20 protein-coding genes are annotated in these 25121 nt (G+C 46.5%); all 20 read right to left on the minus strand.

Annotated elements, in window-relative coordinates; genetic code table 11:
* Positions 1 to 70: 70 nt before the first annotated feature.
* The 20 genes from sigG to bshC all read right to left on the minus strand — a co-directional run bounded on the left by sigG (position 71) and on the right by bshC (position 25081).
* Complete coding sequence (sigG, locus tag NSQ91_RS24330; RefSeq protein WP_036683631.1) at positions 71 to 853, minus strand: RNA polymerase sporulation sigma factor SigG; 783 nt, start codon at positions 851 to 853, stop codon at positions 71 to 73.
* A gap of 78 nt (positions 854 to 931) precedes the next feature.
* Complete coding sequence (gene sigE / locus NSQ91_RS24335) at positions 932 to 1654, minus strand: RNA polymerase sporulation sigma factor SigE (RefSeq protein WP_036683937.1); 723 nt, start codon at positions 1652 to 1654, stop codon at positions 932 to 934.
* Between the two features lie 92 nt (positions 1655 to 1746).
* Positions 1747 to 2694: a sigma-E processing peptidase SpoIIGA gene (gene spoIIGA, locus NSQ91_RS24340; RefSeq protein ID WP_076217866.1), complete on the minus strand. Its 948-nt coding sequence runs from the start codon at positions 2692 to 2694 to the stop codon at positions 1747 to 1749.
* 268 nt (positions 2695 to 2962) lie between these two features.
* On the minus strand, positions 2963 to 4084 hold the full coding sequence (gene ftsZ / locus NSQ91_RS24345) for a cell division protein FtsZ (RefSeq protein ID WP_076302470.1): 1122 nt from the start codon (positions 4082 to 4084) through the stop codon (positions 2963 to 2965).
* Between the two features lie 61 nt (positions 4085 to 4145).
* Positions 4146 to 5408: a cell division protein FtsA gene (gene ftsA, locus NSQ91_RS24350; protein ID WP_076136520.1), complete on the minus strand. Its 1263-nt coding sequence runs from the start codon at positions 5406 to 5408 to the stop codon at positions 4146 to 4148.
* A 343-nt stretch (positions 5409 to 5751) separates the two neighbouring features.
* Positions 5752 to 6507 (minus strand): cell division protein FtsQ/DivIB, encoded by a 756-nt coding sequence (locus NSQ91_RS24355; RefSeq protein ID WP_076129061.1) that lies wholly within the window; start codon positions 6505 to 6507, stop codon positions 5752 to 5754.
* A gap of 65 nt (positions 6508 to 6572) precedes the next feature.
* Complete coding sequence (gene murA / locus NSQ91_RS24360) at positions 6573 to 7856, minus strand: UDP-N-acetylglucosamine 1-carboxyvinyltransferase (RefSeq protein ID WP_340920259.1); 1284 nt, start codon at positions 7854 to 7856, stop codon at positions 6573 to 6575.
* 205 nt (positions 7857 to 8061) lie between these two features.
* Positions 8062 to 9174 (minus strand): undecaprenyldiphospho-muramoylpentapeptide beta-N-acetylglucosaminyltransferase, encoded by a 1113-nt coding sequence (murG, locus tag NSQ91_RS24365; RefSeq protein ID WP_076192059.1) that lies wholly within the window; start codon positions 9172 to 9174, stop codon positions 8062 to 8064.
* Positions 9175 to 9179: 5 nt separating this feature from the next.
* Positions 9180 to 10277: a stage V sporulation protein E gene (spoVE, locus tag NSQ91_RS24370; protein WP_036683647.1), complete on the minus strand. Its 1098-nt coding sequence runs from the start codon at positions 10275 to 10277 to the stop codon at positions 9180 to 9182.
* 49 nt (positions 10278 to 10326) lie between these two features.
* Positions 10327 to 11748, minus strand: coding sequence for a UDP-N-acetylmuramoyl-L-alanine--D-glutamate ligase (murD, locus tag NSQ91_RS24375; RefSeq protein WP_076179293.1), 1422 nt, complete (start codon positions 11746 to 11748; stop codon positions 10327 to 10329).
* Between the two features lie 3 nt (positions 11749 to 11751).
* Complete coding sequence (gene mraY / locus NSQ91_RS24380; protein ID WP_036683653.1) at positions 11752 to 12717, minus strand: phospho-N-acetylmuramoyl-pentapeptide-transferase; 966 nt, start codon at positions 12715 to 12717, stop codon at positions 11752 to 11754.
* Between the two features lie 21 nt (positions 12718 to 12738).
* Positions 12739 to 14145, minus strand: coding sequence for a UDP-N-acetylmuramoyl-tripeptide--D-alanyl-D-alanine ligase (locus NSQ91_RS24385; RefSeq protein WP_036683655.1), 1407 nt, complete (start codon positions 14143 to 14145; stop codon positions 12739 to 12741).
* Positions 14142 to 15629 carry a UDP-N-acetylmuramoyl-L-alanyl-D-glutamate--2,6-diaminopimelate ligase gene (locus tag NSQ91_RS24390; protein ID WP_038572864.1) on the minus strand — a complete coding sequence of 496 codons (1488 nt, stop codon included), beginning with the start codon at positions 15627 to 15629 and terminating at the stop codon, positions 14142 to 14144. The genes NSQ91_RS24385 and NSQ91_RS24390 overlap by 4 nt, the downstream gene beginning before the upstream one ends.
* A gap of 55 nt (positions 15630 to 15684) precedes the next feature.
* Positions 15685 to 17610, minus strand: a complete 1926-nt coding sequence (locus NSQ91_RS24395; RefSeq protein WP_076129053.1) for a stage V sporulation protein D — start codon at positions 17608 to 17610, stop codon at positions 15685 to 15687.
* 79 nt (positions 17611 to 17689) lie between these two features.
* Positions 17690 to 19924, minus strand: coding sequence for a penicillin-binding transpeptidase domain-containing protein (locus tag NSQ91_RS24400; RefSeq protein ID WP_076129051.1), 2235 nt, complete (start codon positions 19922 to 19924; stop codon positions 17690 to 17692).
* Between the two features lie 46 nt (positions 19925 to 19970).
* Entirely contained in the window at positions 19971 to 20363 is a 393-nt protein-coding gene (locus NSQ91_RS24405) for a septum formation initiator family protein (RefSeq protein ID WP_036683668.1), read from the minus strand.
* Positions 20364 to 20386: 23 nt separating this feature from the next.
* Complete coding sequence (gene rsmH, locus NSQ91_RS24410) at positions 20387 to 21340, minus strand: 16S rRNA (cytosine(1402)-N(4))-methyltransferase RsmH (protein ID WP_340920265.1); 954 nt, start codon at positions 21338 to 21340, stop codon at positions 20387 to 20389.
* Between the two features lie 36 nt (positions 21341 to 21376).
* Positions 21377 to 21814 (minus strand): division/cell wall cluster transcriptional repressor MraZ, encoded by a 438-nt coding sequence (mraZ, locus tag NSQ91_RS24415; RefSeq protein WP_036683674.1) that lies wholly within the window; start codon positions 21812 to 21814, stop codon positions 21377 to 21379.
* A 263-nt stretch (positions 21815 to 22077) separates the two neighbouring features.
* A complete protein-coding gene (locus tag NSQ91_RS24420) occupies positions 22078 to 23349 on the minus strand; it encodes an adenosylhomocysteinase (protein WP_170914265.1) in 1272 nt (423 codons plus the stop codon).
* A 100-nt stretch (positions 23350 to 23449) separates the two neighbouring features.
* Positions 23450 to 25081 (minus strand): bacillithiol biosynthesis cysteine-adding enzyme BshC, encoded by a 1632-nt coding sequence (gene bshC / locus NSQ91_RS24425; RefSeq protein WP_076129044.1) that lies wholly within the window; start codon positions 25079 to 25081, stop codon positions 23450 to 23452.
* Between the last annotated feature and the right edge of the window lie 40 nt (positions 25082 to 25121).

Below are 25121 nucleotides of genomic sequence, written 5' to 3' on the forward strand. Positions count from 1 at the left end.
TGCATTAAAAAGAGGAGACAGCCCAAAATCCTTAAACCGGATTCTGGAATATCTCCTCATGGCTACTGCTCTAAGATTTCACGTGTTTTTGCATTTGCTGAATCGCAGATTTCTCAAGACGTGAGACCTGTGCCTGTGAAATGCCAATCTCATCTGCGACCTCCATCTGTGTTTTCCCTTCGAAAAACCGCATGGATAAAATTCGTTTCTCCCTTTGTCCTAACTTACGCATCGCTTCACGTAATGCAATTTCTTCGATCCACGACACATCCTTATTCTTATCGTCGCTAATCTGGTCCATTACATAAATAGGATCGCCGCCGTCATGATAGATCGGCTCGAATAAGGACACTGGATCCTGAATGGCATCAAGAGCAAATACAACATCTTCCTTCGGCACACCCAGCGCTTCTGATATTTCGAATATCGTCGGTTCCCGTGAGTTCTGATTGGTCAGACTATCACGTACCTGGAGCGCCTTGTAGGCGATATCTCTGAGAGAACGTGATACCCGAATCGGGTTGTTATCACGCAGGTAACGCCGAATCTCACCGATAATCATCGGAACTGCATATGTGGAGAATTTAACGTTTTGTGATAAATCGAAATTATCGATGGCTTTCATCAGACCGATGCAACCCACCTGGAACAAATCGTCAACAAATTCTCCCCTATTATTGAACCTCTGGATAACGCTTAGAACAAGTCTAAGATTACCGTTTACCAATTTCTCTCTGGCGGATCGCTCGCCCTGCTGCTGCAGCGAAGTGAACAGTTGCCGCATTTCCACATTCGTTAGAACAGGCAGCTTAGCAGTATCCACACCGCAAATCTCGACTTTATTACGGGTCATGATGATTTACCTCCCAAGGAGAAACATTACTGTACATTATCTCCCGGGCTCGCCATTTTATTCCTTGCTAATTTCACCTTACACCATCTTGTTAAACTCCTTGCGCAGCCGCTTGATAATTCTTTTCTCCAGCCGCGAAATATAAGATTGGGAGATGCCGAGCAGATCAGCCACATCTTTTTGTGTCTTTTCTTCGCCTCCGCGCAGGCCAAATCTCAGCTCCATAATGAGTCTTTCCCGATCACTCAGCTTTTCCAGTGCCTTTTGCAGCAGCTTGCGATCAACCTGTTCTTCTATGTTCCGATAAATGGTATCATTTTCCGTTCCTAATACGTCAGAAAGCAATAATTCATTGCCATCCCAATCAATATTAAGCGGCTCATCAAAAGAAACCTCACTCCGTGTCTTGCTGTTCCGCCGCAGATACATCAAGATTTCATTCTCTATGCAGCGGGATGCATAAGTAGCCAGTTTTATTTTTTTCTCAGGATCAAAAGTGTTCACAGCCTTAATTAAGCCAATAGCGCCAATCGAAACCAGATCCTCGATATTGATGCCGGTATTCTCAAATTTACGAGCGATATATACTACCAAGCGAAGATTGCGCTCAATCAACATCGCACGAACAGCTGCATCGCCGCTAGACAGCCGCTGAAGCAGATATTCTTCTTCTTCCCGTGTCAGCGGTGGAGGAAGTGCCTCACTCCCGCCAATATAATAGATTTCCTGACTCTTCAGCCCTAGTAGAAACAGCATGCGGTAATATTGCAGCTGCAGAGCAATTTTCCATTTGACCATTATTTGTTCCTCCTCCAAGAAGTGCACGGTTCGCGTGTGAAGCTTTCAAATCCCGCTTTCAGCCATCAGAAGTTTGGTTCAGCTAGCTTTAAAGATTAGGAAGGCAGTGCTGCAACAGTAGCGCTCTCTTTTTGAGCCAAATCAGGATGTATTACAGCCCGATAGGCTCCATCCCCCGACAATGTCCCACCATCCAGCCCAATCAAGACTCTTTTACAATAAAAGATATCTTCACCAAGCTTTATCGTCACCTGATCAGGCTTCAGTGCGAGCATAAATGATGCCCCCCGGTTAACTCCCCTGTAAGGCACCAGTCGCATCCTATCCTGCCAAGCAAACGACTGCCCGTCCGTTTCTAGTAAAAGTTTGTCCGCTCCGTCCTGAGTGAGTCTACCTTTCCATGTTTCAGGCAGATGTCCCTCCCAGAGCGAAGATTCCATAACCATCACCGGTATGCGGGTCAAAGGATCACAAAGCCGGTTACCTGTGTCTAGCAGGCCGGGACAGGAAACAGTCACTCCATCAATTTCTACTACCACCTCACCGATATAGGTTTCAAGCTGCTCCCTTCTGATTCGTGAGGAGTGCACTGCCTTGAAGCAGATTAACACCAGGGGAAATACTGCAATTACAAACCAAAAGCCAATCTTTAGGCGGTAAGCATGCCCTCCTGAAGCAGTGAACATAATACCATTCCAAATATCACCGGAGCTCTGCAGCAAATAGTGAATACCTACAATCCCACCAGCCGCTGCGAAATTGATAATATAAAAAGCTCCCATAGTGCGAAGGTAGCTTTGCAGACTCCCAAAACCAAAGGCAATCCATAGCATAACCACCGACAATCCAAACTTAATGAGGAAGGTATACATGAAAGACAACTCCGGCACAAACATCATCACCACATACAGCGCACCAACCAGAGCTGAGAGGACTAAACGCCACCATGATATCCTCAGCTTGACCATCCAGCCTGTCAGCCACAAAAGAATTCCGTCGATCACTAGATTGGCGGCGAATATCAAGTCAATATAAACAACCAGTGCATTCACCTGCTTACTATGGCGGAATCTATCCTGTAGCCAAAATGGATCAGGCTCTGTTTTTTTGGACGATATGATTAGTATAAAAAGTCTCGCATTCAAAGTCTGTCTAAACTTGGGGGGCATTCTTAAGGTTTTTTTGTCGAGTTATAGCGCGGGAGGGTTTTATTCCTACTGAACAGCATTTCACATAAAAAAAGCACCGCATTGCCCTAGCTCTATTAGCTGGGGAATACGGTGCTTCATATCTCTTAATAAAAATATTTAATTAGTCATTGTTGCCACGATTACGGTTACGCAGGAACGTCGGAATATCTAACTGATCTGACGTGTTCTGATTCCCGAACGGACGCAGATTAGCAGCGTTCTTATCCGGTGTTGCCGCTGGCTCGTTATTCGTCGAGACCGGACGGCGTCCTGGAGCTTCAGGCGATGGTTTATGTTCAAAGCCAGTAGCAATTACTGTTACTTTGATATCATCCTTCAGGCCTTCATCAATTATCGCACCAAAGATCATATTCACTTCAGGATCAGAGGCGGATGTAACAATCTCAGCCGCTTCATTGACTTCGTATAGAGAGAGGTTAGATCCTCCCGTAATGTTCATGATTACGCCGCGGGCGCCTTCAATAGACGTTTCCAAGAGTGGGCTCATGATGGCTTTACGTGCTGCTTCAGACGCACGGTTCTCACCATTTGCAATACCAATACCCATAAGCGCTGAACCGCGCTCTGTCATGATCGTCTTTACATCCGCAAAGTCAAGGTTAATCAGACCAGGAACCTTAATTAGGTCAGAGATACCTTGAACAGCCTGCCGGAGAACATTATCTGCTTCACGGAAAGCTTCCAACATCGGTGTTTTCTTATCAACAATTTCAAGCAAACGGTCATTTGGAATGACGATTAGCGTGTCGACTTTTTCTTTCAAAGCTTCGATTCCAAGCATTGCCTGGTTATAACGTTTTCTTCCTTCAAAAGTGAACGGGCGAGTCACTACACCCACAGTCAGGGCTCCACACTCTCTAGCAATTTCAGCTATAACTGGTGCCGCACCTGTACCTGTACCGCCACCCATTCCTGCAGTAACAAATACCATATCTGCACCTTTAAGGGTATTCGAAATCAGATCACGGGATTCCTCCGCTGCTTTCTTACCGACTTCAGGGTTGGCGCCTGCACCCAAACCGCGGGTCAGCTTGTCCCCAATCTGCAGCTTGTGCTCCGATTTGGCCATATGCAACGCTTGGGCGTCTGTATTAACCGTAATAAATTCTACACCCTGAACGCCGTTTTCAATCATCCGGTTGACAGCATTACTACCTCCGCCGCCCACGCCGATGACTTTTATTTGCGCCAAGCTCTCCATTTCAAAATCAAATTCTAACATATTGTTCCATCTCCCCCTCAATGTGCTTGGATGGCCGGTCCAAGTATATCTGGACTTACACTTATATAAACTCGCTAAACATATTTTTTAGACGCTCCACAAATCCGGGCTTCTGAACAGTTTCCTGACTCGGAGTGGCGTTCTGCTTGCTCCGGTTGACCGTCTTTTTGTTGCTGCTTCCACCACTGTTTCTTCCACGGAAACTACGGACAACATTATGCAGAATACCGACACCGCCGGTAAACCCAGGGTCCCGTACACCGATATAATCCGGCACGGCGATGCGTACAGATGCAGCCAGCTCAGTCTGAGCAGCCTTCAATACACCCGGCATCGAGACAGTCCCACCTGTTAGTATATAACCTCCAGGCAGTTCACTGTAACCAAGCCGTTTAACTTCTTGACGAATCAGGTGGAATATTTCTTGCACCCTTGGCTCGATAATGGCCGCCAGATCCTCTTGGTTAAATTCCTTCTCCACGTTACTGCCAATGCGCAATACCTTGAAGACAACGTCTGAGGCTGCATCGTCAATCCAAGCACAACCATATTTAAGTTTTACCTTCTCCGCTTGATCAGTAAGTGTCCGAAGTCCGTAGGCAATATCATTGGTTACGAATTCTCCTCCGATCGGAATCGTGGAGGTTGCACTAAGAGAACCCTCTTCGTATATGGCTATTGTTGTTGAGCCCGCACCGATATCAACCAGAACAGATCCCATCGATTTCTCGTCCTTGGACAGCGCCAATCCACCAGCTCCAAGAGACATCAGCACAAGATCCTTTACCTTCAGCCCTGATTTCTCAACACAGCGTAGTAGATTATGTATTGGCGTCTTAGCACCCGTAATGATTGTTGCCTCAACTTCCAGACGAACACCAATCATTCCGCGCGGGTCTTGAATTCCTTCAAGACCATCGACGATAAATTGTTTGGGAACAACATCAATCACTTCACGCTCCGGAGGCATAGCAATGACTTCCGCAGCTTTAATTACGCGATCGATATCATCATCGCCGATTTCACGATCCTCATTCTGAACGGCCACAACACCGTGGCTGGATTGCAGGCCAATATGATTACCGGAAATGCCTACATAAACCTCTGATATTTGAATACCCACCATCTGCTCTGCATGATCTATAGCACTTTTGATCGATTGCACAGTTTGGTCGATATCTACAATCGCGCCTTTACGTATTCCTTCCGAATCGGCAGATCCAACGCCAATAATATTAAAGGTTCCATTGGTAACTTCCCCAATTATTGCCCGAACTTTGGATGTACCGATGTCCAAACTAACAATGATGTCATTGTTGCTCAAGTCCTATGGCACCTCCTGTTATAATCATAATTAATTGCATTACCTTATCCCGGTCCCGGGAAACTTCTCTGTACATATTCAACATACCTAATCCTTTCCCTCTTTTTTCTACAAATTTTTTGAACGGAATAATATTCCAACATCCCCAAATGTGAATAGTTACTCATATGTTATTGTAAAAATAGCAATTATCACAAGAAATATCGGCCTAATTGGTCATTTCAACCAAATATAGTACTATATCTCAAAAAAATCGAAGAAAAAAGAGGGATATAGCTTATTGCCCGTAACTCCGATTGTAGCATTTTTTTAACTCTATTAGTAGGGACTATTTACCTCCACACTACTCTTGCGCAACATCTTCTTCATCGCTTACAACCTGAAAGGGAACATATGAATCGGCTTCTAGCATTTTAATCAGTCCAGGCTGTTCAGTCTCTATAATCTGATTCAAATAGGACACCTTGCTCTTTAGCAATGAGATAGCTGTAATCACCTCAAAACGGGATCTAGTATAGAGCTTGATCCGGTCTGGAAAAGACAAGGTCGGCGAGGGAACAATCTCAGAGATATCACTTGTCAATTCATTAGGAATGCTTGCTAATGCTTGACATAGCTTAGCCTTATTCGGATCTTCCGGGTCCCAGTTCGTTAATATGGGTTTCTCAACGGCAATTCCTGTCTCATTAACAGGGACTGCAGCTCCACTGGATAGAATTGCCTTCAAGAGGCCTCCCTGTTCCAGTTCATAGGCTACCGCTGGAAATTCCTCAATCTTCACTGTGATCACCCCGGGGAAATCCTTCTGCACGCTGACGTCTTTAATCGTCTTAAGCTTCAGCAGAGATTCTTCCACAGCTTTCGTTGATACAGCAAAGAATTGCCCACCTATTTTAATTCCACTTTGTGAGAGTAGCTCTTCACTAGTAGAATACTTACTACCTTGAAAATCTATCACTGTAATATGGCTAATAGACGATCTAAAAAAAATCACAGCAAGAAGCGCAGTGAACAGCAGCAGCAGGATCGCCGTAATCTTACGGCTCATTTTTTTCTTAGGCTTGTCCTCTTTAAGAAGAGGTAATCGGGTTGTAGTCATTCTCATATTCTCCGTAATAAGGCCCTGTCTCCTTCTCTGGGAGATCTGGAAGGAGACAGGGAGCTTTAATTGGCCAAATCAAGTGGATCCGTTACAGGCACCTTACGGCTTATACGCGCGCCAAGCTTCTGAAACAGCTTCTCTATTCCATCATAACCACGGTCAATGTGATGCGCTTGCTCAACGACCGTAGTCCCTTTTGCAGCAAGCCCGGCAATGACCAGAGCTGCACCCGCCCGCAAATCAGTAGCTTCCACAGTAGCACCATACAATCTCTGAACGCCGCGAATAAACGCACGATTCAAATCGATAGAAATGTCAGCACCCATCCGGGCCATTTCTTCCACATGTTTGAACCGTCCCTCAAACACCGTCTCCTTGATCACACTAAAACCATCGGCGAGCGACAGCAGCACCATGACCTGAGATTGCAGATCCGTCGGGAAAGAAGGATAAGGAGAGGTTACAATTCTCTCAACCGCACGCGGACGCCCCATGCAACTGACATTAATTATATCATTGCATACTGTGATTTGAACACCAGCCCGCTTAAGCACATGAATAAGCGAAGTCAGATGCCCGGCGTTCGTATGTGTCAAGGTCACATTCCCACGTGTAGCTGCTGCAGCAATCATTACAGTTCCAGCCACTATCCGGTCTGGGATTACCTCGTACGTACAGGGATATAAGTTTTTGACACCCTGGATCGTAATGGTATCCGTGCCTGCACCGATAATCTGAGCACCCATACTATTCAAAAATTGCTGTAGATCCTGTATTTCCGGCTCTCTTGCTGCTCCCGATATCGTCGTTGTCCCCTCTGCCTTGGCGGCAGCCATCATAATATTCTCCGTGGCTCCAACACTTGGATAGTCGAGATGAATATCACTCCCTACAAGCTTTGAGCCCCGACAGGATATTCGTCCGTTGCTTTCCTCGATCTCCGCCCCCAGTGCTTTAAGACCCTGCAAATGAAGATCGATTTTACGCTCCCCGATCGCACAGCCACCAGGCTGATAGATCGTTACCTCACCAAATCTGGATAACAGCGGTCCCATTAAAAAAATGGAAGATCTCATCTGCCGCATCAAATCCTCAGGTACATGAGATGTCCCCACGGCTGACGTATCTATCGTCACCGTATCCTCTTGATGCACGCACCTGCAGCCCAGCCGATCCAAGATGTCTAGCATAGTCTCGATGTCCAGCAGCTTCGGCACATTATGCAGTGAGTGAACTCCTTCGGCCAGCAGGCTTGCCGCTAGAATCGGCAGCGCCGCATTTTTTGCTCCATGGATACGAATGGTGCCTGACAGGGGACTTCCACCCTCAATCACCAATTTGTCCAATGTATCACCTCCGAGATTACCGCTCACCCACCACAAACACTTCCGATACAAGGTCATATGAAATGTACAAGATTATCCTGCACTACCTTTCAGGTTAGGAAGTGTCCTGGGTGATTGTCACGATTATAGGATTATCCTATGTTCGTTCCTCCAAGTGTGTGACAGAGAGCTGCCAATAAGGAAAAACCTCTCAAAGGTTAATGGCTTAAGACTGTTTACCGGCTAGTCTTCGGAGTTCGTTAGTGACAATGGCAGCAGAATCCCTTTTGCCCAGTCGTCTGGAAGCCTCGGACATTTTTTGGCGTACAGCTTCAGTTCCAATGATTGCTTGCACAGCTTCATAAAGCGCCTTACCATTCAAATCCTTCTCAAGCAGCACCACAGCGGCCCCTTCGCGTTCCAGCTGTCTTGCATTCGCCTCTTGGTGATTATTCGTCACATTAGGAGAAGGGATAAGTACAGAAGGAATACCCAGCGCTGTAATCTCAGCGAGAAAGGATGCCCCCGCCCGATTTACGATTAAGGAGGTACAAGCCAAGACCTCCGGCATATTGTGAACATAAGGTAGGACATGCAGCCAGTTCGGTGTGCTACCCAGCTTCTGACGCAATTCAGCACGGGTATCCTCAAAATAAGGCTCACCTGTAACGTAAACATAATGAACACCATTACCCTTACCCACAAATGGGGCCATTTCAATCATGGCTTTATTAATAGCCTTAGCCCCTTGACTGCCGCCAACAACCAAAACAACCGTGCTGTTATCCGGAATGCCCAGCGAGGCAAACCCCCGTTGTGGACTAGCCGTAGTAACCGTCGTTGCCCGAGGATTACCTGTGTAGATTACGTGCTTGCTCCCCGGAAAAGCAGATTCTGTCCCTTCAAAGCTTACGGCCACTGTACTCGCGTAACGACTTAGAAAACGATTTGTTAAACCAGGGATAGCATTTTGTTCATGGATCAAGGTTGGAATACCCAGCCGGGATGCAGCGTAAACGACCGGACCACATACATAACCGCCTGTACCAATTACAACATCAGGCTTAAACTCTCTTAACATTTCTTTGGAAGCCTTAACGCCCTTTAAAAAACGCATCACCGTCTTGACGTTGTCCATGGACAGCTTGCGCCGAAAGCCAGTGATGTCGATAGATTTGAAAGGGATATTCTCTTGGGGAACGAGCTTGCTCTCTAAGCCACGCGTTCCACCAATATACAGGAAGGTAGATTCACTATCTTCTGATTCCAGTTGTCTAGCAACAGCGACTGCGGGATAGATATGACCACCCGTGCCTCCGCCGCTTAATACGATACGCATGTCTTTCACCTCGCATAACGGGATAAGTTCAATAGAATGCCCAGGGAGGTTAACATCAGTGTAAGTGAAGAACCTCCATAGCTAATCAGAGGAAGTGTGATGCCTGTTACAGGCATTAGACCGATGACCACACCAATATTAATAATGACTTGCACAGCCACCATACAGACGATGCCAACGGCCAAATAGCTTCCAAAACGGTCAGGCAGACTCATCGCCACCTTCATTCCGCGCCAGATTAGAATAAGAAACAGGATCAACACAGCCAAACCACCGATAAACCCCAGTTCCTCGGCCAATATAGAAAAAATAAAATCGGTCTGCGGCTCAGGTACATAACTGTACTTCTGCCGGCTCATTCCAAGTCCGAGACCCCCGAGCCCTCCAGGCCCAATCGCGTATAGCGACTGAATAATCTGGTAGCCTGCACCGAGGGGATCGGACCAAGGATCAAGAAAAGCGGTTATACGCTGCAACCGGTAAGGTGCTGCGGCAACCAAAGCAACAAACCCAGCCACCCCAGCTACTCCTAGTGAGAGTAGATGTTTCATTCTTGCTCCAGCTGTAAAGACCATCATTAAGGCTGCGCCAAACATAACGGTACCTGTACCCAGATCCGGCTGGAGCATAATCAGTGCAAAAGCTGATCCGATAAGCGCTAACGGGGGAAGTAAGCCACGAGTGAAGGAGGTGATATCATACTCTTCTTTTCCCAGCCAATTCGCCAGAAATAGAATCATCCCCATCTTCATGAACTCGGAGGGCTGAATCCCGAAGGAGCTGATTCCGAGCCAGCTGCGCGCTCCCCCGCGAACTACACCAATGCCGGGAATAAGCACCATAACGAGCAGGATAAAGCAGACAATCAGTGCCGGCTTAGCCAGCTTTTTTAACACTTTGTAGTCTGTATTCGCTGTAACAAACATTGCAACAAGTCCCAGTCCTGCAAACAAAAGCTGCCTCTTTACAAAGTAAAACGAATCTCCATAATTGCGGAAGCCTAAAACAGATCCGGCGCTGTATACCATCACCATGCCGATCACCAGCAAAGAAAGAATGGGAATCAGCAACCAAATATCGGGAGCATGACGAGTTTTGTTCATCAGGAGCACACCTCTTGCATCCGTAGTAGGGGCTTATCCACCCCCCTACTTAAAGGTTATGCACCGCCTCTTTAAAAATACACCCGCGCTCTTCATAGGATGTAAACATATCCCAACTAGCACATGCAGGAGACAGGAGAACGATATCTCCTTCTTCCGCCAGAGCGGAAGCTTCCCGCACAGCTGCTTGCAGCACGGCGGCGGCGCTCTCCCCATTATCGACGGAGATAATCTGCTTTAATCCTGCCAGCTGTGCTACATTTATTAGCTTGTCCTTGGTTTGTCCTAACGCCACCAAAGCTTTGACGCGTCCGCTCAGGACAGGCAGCAGCTCCATATAATCGGAGCCGCGGTCTAATCCGCCAGCGATCAATACCACCGGCCGCTGAAACGATGTCAAAGCCGTAATTGTCGCTTTGGAGTTCGTTGCTTTGGAATTGTTATAATAAGCGGCTCCAGCCTTATCAGCTACATACTCCAGCCGGTGCTCCACACCGCGAAAAGAAGAAAGCACTCCGCTTAATAAAGAGGGGGCAGCTCCAGCGGCAATAGCAATACCACAGGCAGCCAGCGCATTCCCCACATTAAAGCGACCCGGAAGGGCGATGGAATCCACATCCGCGATTATCGTTTCCTTGTCCGCAGATTCGCGATAGATAATGTGGCGCTTCAGCTCATCATCTTGCCCCGTAATGTAGGACGGGCTAACAAATACTCCATGAGGCAGCTCCTCAAACAAGGAGAATGGAAGAATCGAAGCCTTCATATAGGGTACAAGTTCCCTGCAGACAGGATCATCCCAGTTCAGCACTGCTGTATCCGTAGCTAATTGATTAGCGAACAGCTTGGTTTTGGAATCCACATAATCTTTCATGCTTCCATGATAATCCAGATGGGTCTCTGCAATATTCAGCAGACAGCCTATCTTAGGGCGGAAGGTCTCCGTACCTTTAAGTTGAAAGCTGCTAAGCTCAACTACCATCCAATCATCCTTTGTAGCCTCTTGTGCAGCTTGACAGAGAGGCGTACCAATGTTGCCCGCAACTATAGGGTTCATTCCCGCAGCTTCCAGCATATGGCCAACCCAGGTCGTCGTTGTCGTCTTACCATTGGAACCCGTGATCCCGATCATCGGCGCTGCACAAAGTCGATAAGCCACCTCTACCTCTGTGACCACTTCAATTCCAAGCTCAATTGCCTTTTGTACAGGGGGCGCAGAATAAGGAATGCCTGGATTCTTGATTACCAGACTTACACCTTCATGAATAAGACCTTCCGGATGCCCACCGCATATAACACAAATTCCCAAAGATTCCAATTCGGAAGCTTCGGGACTTTGATCTCTTTCCTTTTTATCGTTCACCGTAACTACAGCGCCGCGTTCATGCAGCACTTTAGCCACCTGGACACCGCTTTTAGCAAGCCCAAGAACCACAACTTCTTCACCACGATACTTATCTGGATGTTTCATTCTCTACAACCCCTTGCTAATAAATAGTCCCACAGCAGCCAACACCAAGCTAACCGCCCAGAACGAAATTACCACACGCCACTCCGACCAGCCACCAAGCTCAAAATGATGGTGAATCGGGCTCATTCTGAATACACGTTTGCCACGGGTTTTAAATGAAACGACTTGAATCACAACGGACAACATTTCAATTACAAAAACACCGCCAATGATGAGAAACAGCAGCTCACTCTTCGTGACAATAGCAATAGCACCTATCGCGCCACCAATACCAAACGAACCCGTATCCCCCATAAATACTTTAGCAGGGTGGGCATTAAACACAAGAAAGCCAAGTACAGCACCAATCATTGCCGCAGCACATACACCTGCCGCAATAGACGTAGCCTGCATTGCCACCACCGCGTATGCTGCCAAAGCAATGGCGCTAACCCCAGACAACAGTCCATCGACTCCATCTGTAAAGTTAACGGCATTCGTCACTGCCATCATCATAATAATGATGAATGGATAATAGAACCAGCCACCCCAATCAAAGCTGAAATCAGTACCTGGAACGCTGATACTTGTACTGTGTCCGGCATAGATCAGAAGACCGCACATTAAAGCACCAACCAGCAGCTGTCCAAATAACTTTTGACGTGCTGTGAGCCCTAAGGAACGCTTAAACACAATTTTGATATAGTCATCCAAAAATCCGATCAATCCAAAACCAAGCGTAGCTACAAGCAGTACATAAAAATCTGTATTCACCACAGAAAATTTCAGATAAGACAAGGTAAAAGCTACGATAATCACGATACCGCCCATAGTCGGCGTTCCCGCTTTCTTCAAATGGGTTTGCGGTCCGTCATCTCGCACCTGCTGTCCGAATTTCATCCTGCGCAGAAGCGGAATGAAGAGCGGAGCGGCAATGACCGCAAGGATAAAGGAAACAGCAATAGTCAATAACAATAGTTGATAATCCATGGGTACACCCCCTCCAATGATTTAGGTCTGTTGAATATCTTTATTTAGGCTCTGAAGCACTTCCTCGAGCTTCATCCCTCTTGATCCTTTAAATAGAACAATATCCTTAGCACTGCATTTCTCTAGAAGGACAGCGGTTAGTTCCGCTTTATCTGTAAAAGCTTTGACGCGCTCTTTGCCGAATTTCTCTTCTGCTGCTTTGGCAATATGAACAGACAATGGTCCGTAAGTACATACAAAATCAGTTAAGGAAGGGTCAAGGTAGTAGCCTATTTCTTGATGAAATTCTACTTCCTCCGGCCCAAGTTCCAGCATGTCCCCGAGCACAGCGATTTTATTGCCACTGCATTTCATAGATTGCAGGACATCTATAGCCGCCTTCATAGAAGTAGGGCTGGCATTATAAGCATCGTTTAAAAGCGTAAGTCCGGAGGAAGTCCGAATCACTTCAATCCGCATGCCCGTCAACTTGAGCTTGCTCAGACCGTCCTTCATATTCTGCTCCGTAACCCCAAAATGACGAGCAACCGCTAGTGCAGCCAGAGCGTTAACAACGTTATGCTGACCTGGCAGCGGTAATGTAAAAGCATGTTCCTTATGACGGCTTGACGTGAACGTCATGCCACCAGTATGGGACATCATCCCTGTTGGATAATCATCATTATCCTCATTTAGACCAAATCGGAAGGTTCTCATCCCTTCTGGAGCCTTAAAAGTGGACTCTTGCATTACCTCAGTCAGCAACGGTTCGTCACCATTATAAATCAGCAATCCCCCCGGCTTCAGCCCTTCAGCAATCTCCAGCTTGGCGCGGGCTATTTCTTTACGTGACCCCAGCTGCAGTAAATGCGACTCGCCTACATTAGTAATTACCGCTACGTCTGGTTCAGCCAAAGAAGCCAGCAGAGCAATTTCTCCCCGCGAGCTCATCCCCATTTCAAGTACAGCGATCTCTGTATCCTCAGCCATGGATAAAATAGTAAGCGGAAGACCGATATGATTATTGAAATTCCCCGCTGTTTTGTGCACTTTGAACTGCACTTCAAGCAGAGACATAATGATATCTTTTGTTGTTGTTTTCCCGTTGCTGCCCGTAACAGCGACAACCTGCGGAGCCACTTCCTTCAGATAAGCAGCGGACAACTTCTGAAGAGCCTCTAGCGTATCTTCAACAATAATAACTCCGCCACCTTCAGGTACCGGTCCTTTATCGCGTTGCCACAAGGTTGCACCCGCACCAGCAGCCAGTGCTGCGGCAGCATAATGGTGACCATCGAATTTGTCTCCAGATAGAGGCACAAACAGGCAGCCGGGTGTGATCTTACGGGAGTCGGTAACGACTCCCGTAAGGGTTGTATTCATAGCTTCGACAGCAGCAGGTTCCCCTGCGCACATGGCAGCAATATTTTCAAGCGTTCTTGTAATCAATAGTTTCGGCCCCTTATAACTTCTTTAGCGACGATGCGGTCATCGAAATCATGAACCACTCCGCCAATCAGTTGATAGGTCTCATGACCTTTCCCCGCAATCAATACTACATCGCCAGGGCTTGCCATTTCAATAGCCTTCCCGATAGCTTCTCGGCGATCAACAATCATATGATACCGGTCAGAGGTGACTCCATCCTCTACTAGTCCTGCTTCTATATCCTTCAAGATTAGTTGAGGGTCCTCCGTCCGAGGGTTGTCAGAAGTTACGAATACCATGTCGCTATATCGTGCAGCGATCTTCCCCATTAATGGACGTTTCGTCCGGTCTCTGTCACCGCCACAGCCAAACACTGTAAGCACTTTGCCGGTAGCAAATTCGCAGACCGTTTTTAATACATTCTCTAGCCCGTCTGGTGTATGTGCGTAGTCAACGATAACAGCAAATTCCTGACCTTCGTCCACTGACTCCACCCGTCCAGCTACACCATCGATTGCCTCAAGACTAGTCTTGATATCAGCCAGAGAGACATCTTCCAATAAAGCAGCTGTAATCGCCGCGAGTGCATTGTAGACGTTGAACTTACCAACCATACGGAGCGAAATGTCCGTCTTCCCCTTAAACGTATCTACATGGAAAAAAGTTCCTTTTGCAGTGATCGATATTTGCGAAGCTCGGACATTAGCGTTGTTATCAATGCCATATGTAATCACTTCCGCCGCAGTTTGGGCTGCAAAATATTGACTGGCTTCATCATCCGCGTTCAACACCGCATATTTGCGTTCTTCCTTCCACGGAGAGATCACATTTCCCAATCTGGAGAAAAAGAGCCCTTTAACCGCCCGATACTCCTCCATTGTATGATGATAATCCAGATGATCTTGGGTTAAGTTCGTAAAAATTGCCGTACGGAAGTCCGCACCCTTCACACGTCCTTGCTGAAGTGCGTGAGAGGATACTTCCATTACGCAACATTCCACACCTTTGGAAGCCATATCATGAAGGGAACGCTGCAGATCTAGCGATTCTGGAGTTGTGCCTGACATAGGGTAGCTTTTGCCGTCATAGCGCATTTGAATCGTTCCAATCAGACCTGTCTTCATATTCTGATCCTGCATAATCCGCTCAATGAGATAAGTCGTTGTTGTTTTGCCGTTTGTGCCCGTCACTCCGATCATTCTCATCCGGCTGCTAGGTGAGCCAAAGAAAGCATTCGACATGACAGACATCGCAAACCGGCAGTCATCCACAACAATCTGCGGGATATCAAGCTCCAGCTTGTGCTCACATACAATAGCCGCCGCTCCGGAGGCTACTGCTTGCGGCGCATATTTGTGCCCGTCCACGGTGTGGCCAGGCAAACAGATGAATAGATCTCCCGGGCCTACACGGCGGGAATCCGTCTGAAGATCAGTAATCTCCACATCTCCATCCCCGTATAGTTGCGAAGTAGCAAGACAAGCAGATAATTCGTTAACTTTCATAGTAATCCCTCACTCTACATTTTCGGATACGAGCTGAAACCTTATACCTTAATCATTATTCACTAGATGCTCCCATATAAATCCTGATGGTTGAGCCCTGTTCTACTCTGGCCCCAGCCTTAGGAGCTTGATTGATGACCGTATTTCCTGTGCCTGAACGTGCAAGATTAAAATTCATATTTAAATCCTCATAGATATCCTGCACCGTTGCTCCGGTAAGATCAGGTACGGTCACTATCGGAGTTTCGCCATACTTATAAGTTTTGGGAAGCTGATCACTGCGCTCCGGAACCTTCATATAGTGCAGCGAGTCTTCCAAAATATTTTGCACGATTGGAGCTGCAACCACACCCCCAAATTGAATCCCTTTCGGATTATCCACGGCAGTGTACACAACGATCTGAGGATCATCCGCTGGCGCAAAGCCAATAAAAGAAACAATGTGCTCTGTTGGAGAATAACGTCCATTTACAACCTTCTGTGCAGTACCCGTCTTGCCACCTACACGATAGCCGTCAATAAAAGCCGGCCGTCCTGTGCCTTTGGCAACCACGCTCTCAAGTGCTGCCCGCACCTTCTTGGATGTCTCCTCCGAAATGACCTGCCGCACAAGCTCTGGCTTCACCTCTGATACAGTCTCTCCAGTAACCGGATTAACCCATGCTTTTGTTACATGCGGTTTATAGAGATTACCGCCGTTGATAGCCGCGGATACCGCAGCAATCTGCTGAATAGGCGTAACCGAAACCCCTTGACCAAAGGCTGTAGTCGAAAGCTCTACCGGACCTACTTGATTAAGCTTGAACAGAATACCATTAGCTTCCCCATTCAGATCAATTCCCGTTTTGCTGCCAAAACCAAAATCCCTAATATATTTGAAAAGTGATTCTTTTCCCAGCCGTTGCCCTAAGGCGACAAACCCAGGGTTACAAGAGTTCTCAACTACCTGTAGAAAGGTTTGACTACCGTGACCGCCCTTTTTCCAGCAGCGCAGCTTTGCCCCCGCCACCTCGATAAAACCCGGATCATAGAAATGATCGTTCTGAAGATCTACTTTACCTTCCTGCAGCGCAGCAGCCAGAGTGATGATTTTGAACGTTGAACCAGGTTCATAGGTCATCCAGATAGGCAGATTCCGGTTGTAAATCTGCGCATCATATTCCTTGTATGATGCTGGTTCATACCCCGGTCTACTAGCCATGGCTAGTATCTCACCATTCTTCGGATTCATAGCTATAGCCCAAGCACCCTGCGCCTGATATTTCACCATAGCCTGATCAAGCTCACGTTCCATAATGGACTGGATCTGTTTATCAATCGTCAGCTGCAGATTAAGTCCGTCTTGAGGGGCAGAATATTTCTCAGATGAGCCAGGCATAAGTCTTCCACCTGCATCAGACAAATAAGAAATATTACCGGCTATGCCTTTGAGCAGATTGTCATATATACTCTCTACTCCTGTAATGCCCTGGTTATCTATACCTGTGAAGCCTAGAATATGCGCGGCTAAATCGCCGTAAGGGTAATACCTTTTGCTATCCTCAGCGACAACGATGCCCGGCAGCTGCAAATCACGGATGCTCGCGGCAAGATCCATCGTAATTTTGCGGCCGCCGGGCTGAAGTTTCACCGACATTTCTTTTTTGGACAGCAATGTCATCAGCTTCTCCTCAGTCATCCCAAGCAGTGGAGCTAATTGCTGTGCTGTCTTTTGCTTCTCTTTTACCTGCACCGGTACTGCATACACTGTAGGTGTGGTGATATTAGAAACGAGCGGCACACCTTCACGATCCATAATTTCACCACGTTTAGCGGTAAAAGGAATATTGCGGCGCAAGGAATCTTCTACCTTCGCAGTCAATTCCTCGCCTTGAGATAATTGCACATACGCAAGACGCACGACCAGCGAACCGAATAACACTGCCAGTCCCAGCAATGTCCACAGCATTCTCCGCCGTGTTACGACTTTGGAAACCTTCATTCCGTTCTCCCCCACTTTCAACAATAGACATGAGCTCTTATCTTCATGACTATTCGGGACAAACAGGGGTTAGAACAAGCTATGTTCCGCTCTCGGAATCTGTCCCCTCATCAGCAGGCGGGGCCACGGGAATATCTTCGCCATAATCATTTAATGGCTTCATTTTCAAAGTGACCAAGGTCTTGCCATTTTGCGTTCCTACAATCTGTTCTGAGACGTAACCTTCACCGTCTACCGCAATCTCTACTTTTAGTAGAGTTAGAATTTCAAGTGCATCACGCAGGGATTCCCCTTTTAAATCTGGAATGGTAGGCTGAGCCCCCTGCGGACTTAATAAATAGATCCGTTGCCCTGTAGCAAGCTTAGTACCTGCCTCAGGATATTGACTCTCTACAGTAGATCCTTCACCGACCACTACATAATCGAAGCCTTGATCCAAAAGTGCTTCTCTTGCTTCCTTCATCGTCTTGTCTGTTAGATCTGGTGTAGTCCGAAGTGCGACTGTTTCAGTCTTAGCCGGCTTTTTACTGCTGCTATCACTAGCCTCAGACGCCAGCTTAGGTACTCCCATGTATTGCAGAGACTGGGATACAATCTCTTTAAATACTGGAGCAGCTGCCTTACCGCCGCCAACCTCAACGTTCGGTTCGTCAATAATGACAATAACAGCGATCTTTGGATCATCAACAGGAGCATAACCAATAAAGGAGACAAGTACTTTGGATTTCACATAATCCTTACCTTCAACCTTGATAGCCGTTCCTGTCTTACCTGCCACGCGATAGCCGTCAATATAAGCGTTGCGGCCTGTTCCTTTTACTTGGTCAGCAACAACCTGCTCCAAATATTCACCCGTTTTCTTGGCGCTTTCCTCATCAATCACCTGACGCACTACACTAGGCTGAGTAACCTTTGTCTCACCAGTGTTAGGGTTTGTGACCTCCTTAACTACATACGGAGTCATCAACTTCCCCCCATTAGCTATAGCAGATACGGCAACTAGCTGTTGAAGTGGGGTTACTAGCACTTTACCGTGTCCATATGCGAGTGTCGCAATTTCTATAGGACGTCCAAGGTTAGGGTTAACTACCCCGCTTACTTCTCCTGGCAGATCGATTCCCGTTTTCTCATTGAAGCCAAAATCATTGATATACTGTAATAGCTTGTCCTGTCCGAGCATTTCATATAGCTTAACGAATAGAACGTTACTAGAACGTTTCACACCTTCAAGAAAACTGATTTGCCCCCATCCAGCATGATTAATATCATGCAGTGCTTTACTATATCCCTTTATCCGGATGGACCCGGACAAAAATGTCGCAACAGGATCAAAAAGCTTCTCTTCTACTGCGGCGGCAAGCGTTACAATTTTGAAAGTGGAACCAGGCTCGTATTTAGATTTAATAGCATGATTATAGAATCCCGCCCCATCGGCCCCGGTCTTCCAAAATTCATTTGGATTATAGGTAGGCATATTGGCTAATCCCAAAATCTCCATCGTGTTCGGATCAGCAGCAATGACACTCATACTTTTTGGCTTATATTGCGCATACGCCTTTTGCATGGCCTCTTCTATATAATGCTGGATCGTACTATCGATTGTAAGCTTGAAATTACTTCCATTTACTACTGGCTTATAGGTGTCTTGTGAATCCGGCAATTTTACCCCTTGACCGTCACTTTGATAAAGCAGCTTGCCATCGGCACCCTTAAGCTCCGTATCAAAGTATTTTTCCAGTCCCATGATAGCATTGCCGTCCCTATCTGTATAACCTAAGATATGTGCAGCTAATTCATCTTTTGGATAATATCGTTTCTGCTCTCTAACAAGCCCAATACCGGTCTCTTGAATTTTATGTTCTTTACCTAGGGCTACATAAAATTCTTTCACCTTATCGGCAAGCTCCTGATCAATCTTCCAGCCTTCATTACGAATCTCACGGTTCTTGAGGTAAGCACCCGTCTTTTCGTCCTTGGCTTCAACCAGCTTACGCAGCTCATCCTCTGGTTTGCCGAGCAATTCGTGTAATCCTGTGATGACCTCTTCCCCGATGCCTTGTTGTTGAATCACTTCAGGATTCACCACCACGGTATAAGCAGGGACATCGCTAGCGAGCACACTCCCGTTACGGTCAGAAATCGTACCTCGCTCCGCTTTGATAGTTGAGGAATGCGCCCAAAGTGTGGCGGCCTTTTCCTGCCATTCCTCACCTTGCATAACTTGAATCCAGAACACTCTAACGATCAAAACAAGAAAAAAGAGGGTAATACACCCTCCTATAAACAGCGTGCGAAGTTTTATTCTTTTCAGCATAAGCGAACCTCACAACTTTTTTTATTGCGATCTTGCCAATCGCTCACTAATTATCACCTGGAGTCGTTGCCGAGCTTGCCGGAATATAGATTGTTGCATTCTCATCCGGGGACACATAACCAAGATCCCGTGCTTTTTGGGCGACTTTCTGCTCTAGATTCTGCTTTTCCATCTGATACGTAGAAATCTGCTTCTTGGCTGTTGCAATATCCTGATCTAATTTCTGAGCCTGCAAGTTCAAATCATAAATTTGGACGTAACGTGAAATCAGGGTGATCGCCACCAGAACGCATACTCCTAGCGTCAGCATATACAAAAGTTTCTCTTGCAGCGGAAGTACTCTTCGTCTGGTAACTACTTTTGTCTTCTCGCGGTAAAGGGGGTTTACCTCTTCTTTTCTTTTGGGCTGAACTGCTAAATTGCCGCGGGTATAGGCCATCTCTGACTCTCCTTTATCGTCAATTACAATTTTTCTGCAATGCGCAGCTTAGCTGAGCGGGCTCGGGTATTAAGCTCAAGCTCTTCTTCAGAAGGCACAAGCGGTTTACGATTGATTAACTTAAGCGTGCCTTTCGCGCCGCATACGCAAAACGGAAAGTCAGGCGGGCATGTACATCTGCTTAAATAGCTGCTAAAAATTTGCTTGCAAATTCGGTCTTCGAGCGAATGAAAGGTGATGACGGATACTCTGCCTCCTGGTGCAAGGCAACGTACTGCACTATGTAGCCCTTCTTCAAAAGCACCCAATTCGTCATTCACAGCAATCCTTAATCCTTGAAAGCTACGTTTAGCGGGATGCCCTCCTGTTCTTCGAGCAGCTGCCGGGATACCTTCCTTGATCAGTTCTGCTAATTCTCCTGTTGTCTCAATAGGAGCTTCTTCTCTTCTGTCTACAATTTTTCTAGCGATTCTCCGCGAGAATTTCTCTTCTCCATATTGGAAAAGAAGACGGGCAATCTCCTGCTCGGACCATGTATTCACAATTTCAGCAGCCGTCAAAAGTGCTGACTGATCCATGCGCATGTCCAGCGGAGCATCATGATTGTAACTAAAGCCTCGTTCCCCTTCGTCAAACTGGGGAGAGGATACGCCAAGATCAAAGAGCACTCCATCTACTTGGGGAATACCATCTGTTTGTGGCACAAAGGGCACATCCTTAAGTACACTCTCCAGATCACGGAAGTTAGTCTTAATAGTCACAACCTTGTCTCCGTATTCCGCTAATCTTTCTTTGGCGTTCTCCAAAGCCCAATCATCTTGATCCAAACAGATTAAACGGCCTTCGCCGCTAAGCTTGGAAGCGATAAGTGAGCTGTGACCCGCTCCACCGAGAGTGCAATCTACATAGATTCCGTCTTTTTTGATGTGCAGCCCTTCTGTCGCTTCTTCCTTAAGCACCGTGATGTGGTGAAACAAGCTGCATCCCTCCAGGACAGTATTCGTTATTGTGTTTTATAGATCAAAATTGAAATCCACCAATTTCTCAGCGATTTCGTTGAACGATTCCTCGGACTGTTCGAAGTACTGTTCCCAAAGCTCTTTGTTCCAGATTTCCACCCGGTTCGAAACGCCCAGAATGACACAGTCTTTGTCCAGTTTGGCATACTGCCGTAAATTGGCCGGCAGATTTACCCTTCCCTGCTTATCCCAAACACATTCAGTTGCACCTGAGAAAAAAAAGCGGCTAAATGCGCGGGCATCTGATTTCATCAGCGAAAGGCTTTTAAGCTTTTGTTCCATGATTGCCCATTCTTCCATGGGATAAACAAACAGGCAGGAGTCTAGGCCGCGGGTCGTCACGAAGGAGGTTCCGAGCAATTCACGGAGTTTAGCCGGAATAATGATTCGGCCTTTGTCGTCAATGCTGTGTTGATACTCTCCCATGAACATCCTTTTTCCCACCCCTAATCCCTGAATCCCCACTTTACCCCACTTTTCACCACTTAAGCATAATAGATTCGCCATTAAAAATCAAAAACCTTTTTCTGGCCAAGGAAATTTTTCCTAAATCAGATAGCTCGTTTCCCGAAAAACATTTCTCCACAGAAAAAAGCCATACAATCGGAATCTTGTCCGTTGCATGGCTTTGTTAAAAAAGTTGCTTCAGTTCAAGGTACACTGGTTAATACACTTTATTGTTATGCGTTCGGTTATTAATCGTTCAAATTCCAGCTGTCCAAATAATCCACTTGTGCCGGAGTGAGGCTATCGATGTTAATGCCCAGACTTTCCAGCTTATAACGTGCTACTTGCTCATCCAGCTCATAAGGAACATTTTCAACTTTTACGCCAATGCTCTTATAATTATCATTTACATATTTCAGCGACAGCGCCTGGAGTGCAAAGGTTGTATCCATAATTTCAGCAGGGTGACCATCAGCAGCACCCAGATTTACAAGTCTGCCTTCGGCAAGCAGATATAATTTACGTCCGTCACGAAGCTGGTACTCTTCGATATTTTTGCGAACGGTACGTTGGGATACGGATCTTTCCGACAGCTCAGGCTTATTCACTTCAACGTCGAAATGGCCCGCGTTGCACATGATTGCTCCATCCTTCATCACATCATAATGTTCACCGCGAATTACATAACGGTTACCAGTTACTGTAACGAAGAAATCACCAACCTTAGCTGCTTCCAGCATTGGCATTACTTCAAAACCGTCCATATGTGCTTCAACGGCTTTAATCGCATCAACTTCTGTGACAACCACTTTTGCTCCAAGTCCTTTGGCGCGCATGGCAACACCTTTACCACACCAGCCATAACCGACAACAACTACTGTTTTGCCCGCTACGATAAGGTTGGTTGTGCGAATAATTCCATCCCATGCCGATTGGCCAGTGCCATAACGGTTATCAAACAAATATTTGCAGTAGGCATCATTAACCGCGACCATTGGGAACTTCAATACGCCTTGCTTTTGCAGAGCTTTTAGACGAATAATCCCGGTAGTTGTTTCTTCAGCACCCCCGCGAATATTCTCCATCAGATCAGGACGCTCCGAATGCAGCAATGTAGCAAAATCCCCACCGTCATCAATAATCAAGTCCGGTTTGCTCTCCAGTGCTTTGATATTAAGGGCTTTAAATTCTTCAGGAGACGGATTGTATTTAGCAAATACTGTGATTCCATCCTCCACAAGCGCTGCACATACATCATCCTGTGTAGATAGTGGATTCGAACCTGTAATGGTTACATCTGCACCACCAGCTTTGACAACCTTCGCCAAATAAGCGGTTTTAGCTTCCAAATGCAATGTAATCGATACTTTCAGACCTTTAAATGGCTGTTCTGCTTCAAACTGCTCACGAATACGGTTCAGTACCGGCATATGCTGGCGAACCCAGTCGATTTTCAAATGCCCTTCCGGTGCGAGTGACATATCAGCCACGATACTATTTTGTTTAGATGAACTCATTATGAAACCTCCTAAAATTTTTATGGGAAATTACTCCAGTGATCTGCTTCGTACAAAACTCACTTCGTAAGCATAAGCTTAGTTTTATGAAGCGATACTTCCATTACATATAAATGATGCGATGTGTTCCACTGTAATCCGGTTCAACCGTCATTAACTCATCCAGCCAAGCAAGTCCGTACCGGTTCAAGTAATACATGATATTGTACACTCTTTCCTGCAGTTTACCCAGTGGCATTAACGACAGCTCGATTCGCTCCCATTGCCGGATTGCAGCTTCGTTCTGTTTTGCCATTGCATCTTGGGCTTTCGCCTGTAAAAAAGTAATCTGATCTAGAATCTTCTCTTTATTGTTATTCCCCAGCTTAAGCAGACCGGCCTGAACCGTTCCAAGCTGCTCAATCAGCGGTTCGTACATGGCGGCGAATGAGGTCTTGGTTTCTTCAAAACGACGTTCAATCCCCAGCTCATCCTGTGCGGCCAGCCATTCATGTCTTTTATGATCCAGTCCTTGTCTTACATCCTCAAAGCTAAGTTGATATTTATCCATATGCTTGTGCAGCGTACCTTCTACGACAGTAAAAGACATTCTAGGGATAATTAACGGCATTTCTCCCCCAATGGTCTCAAACGCACGACGCGGAATGGCCCAGTAAGCAATCTCACCTTGACCCAGCACCGTTGCCAGAACAGGCAACACATAATCCTGCATAAGTGGACGTGTCAGCACATTATTGCTAAAGCGTTCCGGATGTGCCTGCACCTCCTCAAGTAATTCATCACGGGAAAAGGATACCTGACCCTTGCGATCCGTAAAGATTCCGTCCTTCTTGTGAAGCAGAAGCCGTGTACCTTCATGAATATAAAAGAGGTTGGCATTGCCAGCTGTAACATCAGCCTGAAGCTCATATCCGGCGCCCACAATATCAGAAGCAGAATTCATATACGCTGTTTCCAGTGCATCATTCTGCATAATTAGCGAAGTGAAAAATGGCTGTTCTAACTTACGTAAGTTGGGATCAGCAGAATCAAGCAGAATTAGACCAAATTTACCAAATAATGAACCCATCAGCTTGGCAAATGCATCCGTCATACTATCTGCTCTAAAAGAAGAAGTGCGAATGAATTCCATAATCTGCGGCTTAAAGTCGCTTTCCTGAAGCAGACCGTCTAACTGTTCCACTACCTGCTGCCAGCTTTCCTCTTCTACACGAATATCACTTACTGAGGAGCGTTTCTCTTCTGACTTTTCTATCTTAATCTTAGTAATCTCCTGCGTACGATTCAGTACATACGTATGATTCACTTCATCCCAGTCATGATCTTCACCTGCAATCCAGAATAAAGGAACTACTGGTCGGCCGAGTTGTTCAGCTGCTTCTTTTGCCGCCATAATGGTAGTTGCAGCTTTATATACCACTAACAGGGGTCCAGTAAATAGTCCGCTTTGCTGCCCACCTGTCACCACTAATGTCCCCGGCTGCTCTAAGAGCGCCAGCGAAGCCATCACCGCATCATGCGAGTTATGCTTTTCATTATATTGACGCAGACACTCAGCAATCTGAGTCCGGTCGGCACGAAGGCTTTCTCTGCCGTCTAGCCACTCTGCCCTTCTACTTCTACTTTCTTTATTGCGGAAATCCCCACCGTACAAATGACTAACCTTTTCAAAATGATCTATATAGTCGCGCGAGAGTGCAGATCCACCCTTGAGCGGTTCCGTTACAATATTCATTTGCTAGTGCCTCCAGTTCTACTAAGCAGTTATATGTAAA

Origin of the sequence: Paenibacillus sp. FSL R7-0048 (assembly GCF_038004505.1) — a bacterium.
Classification (GTDB): domain Bacteria; phylum Bacillota; class Bacilli; order Paenibacillales; family Paenibacillaceae; genus Paenibacillus_AQ; species Paenibacillus_AQ odorifer.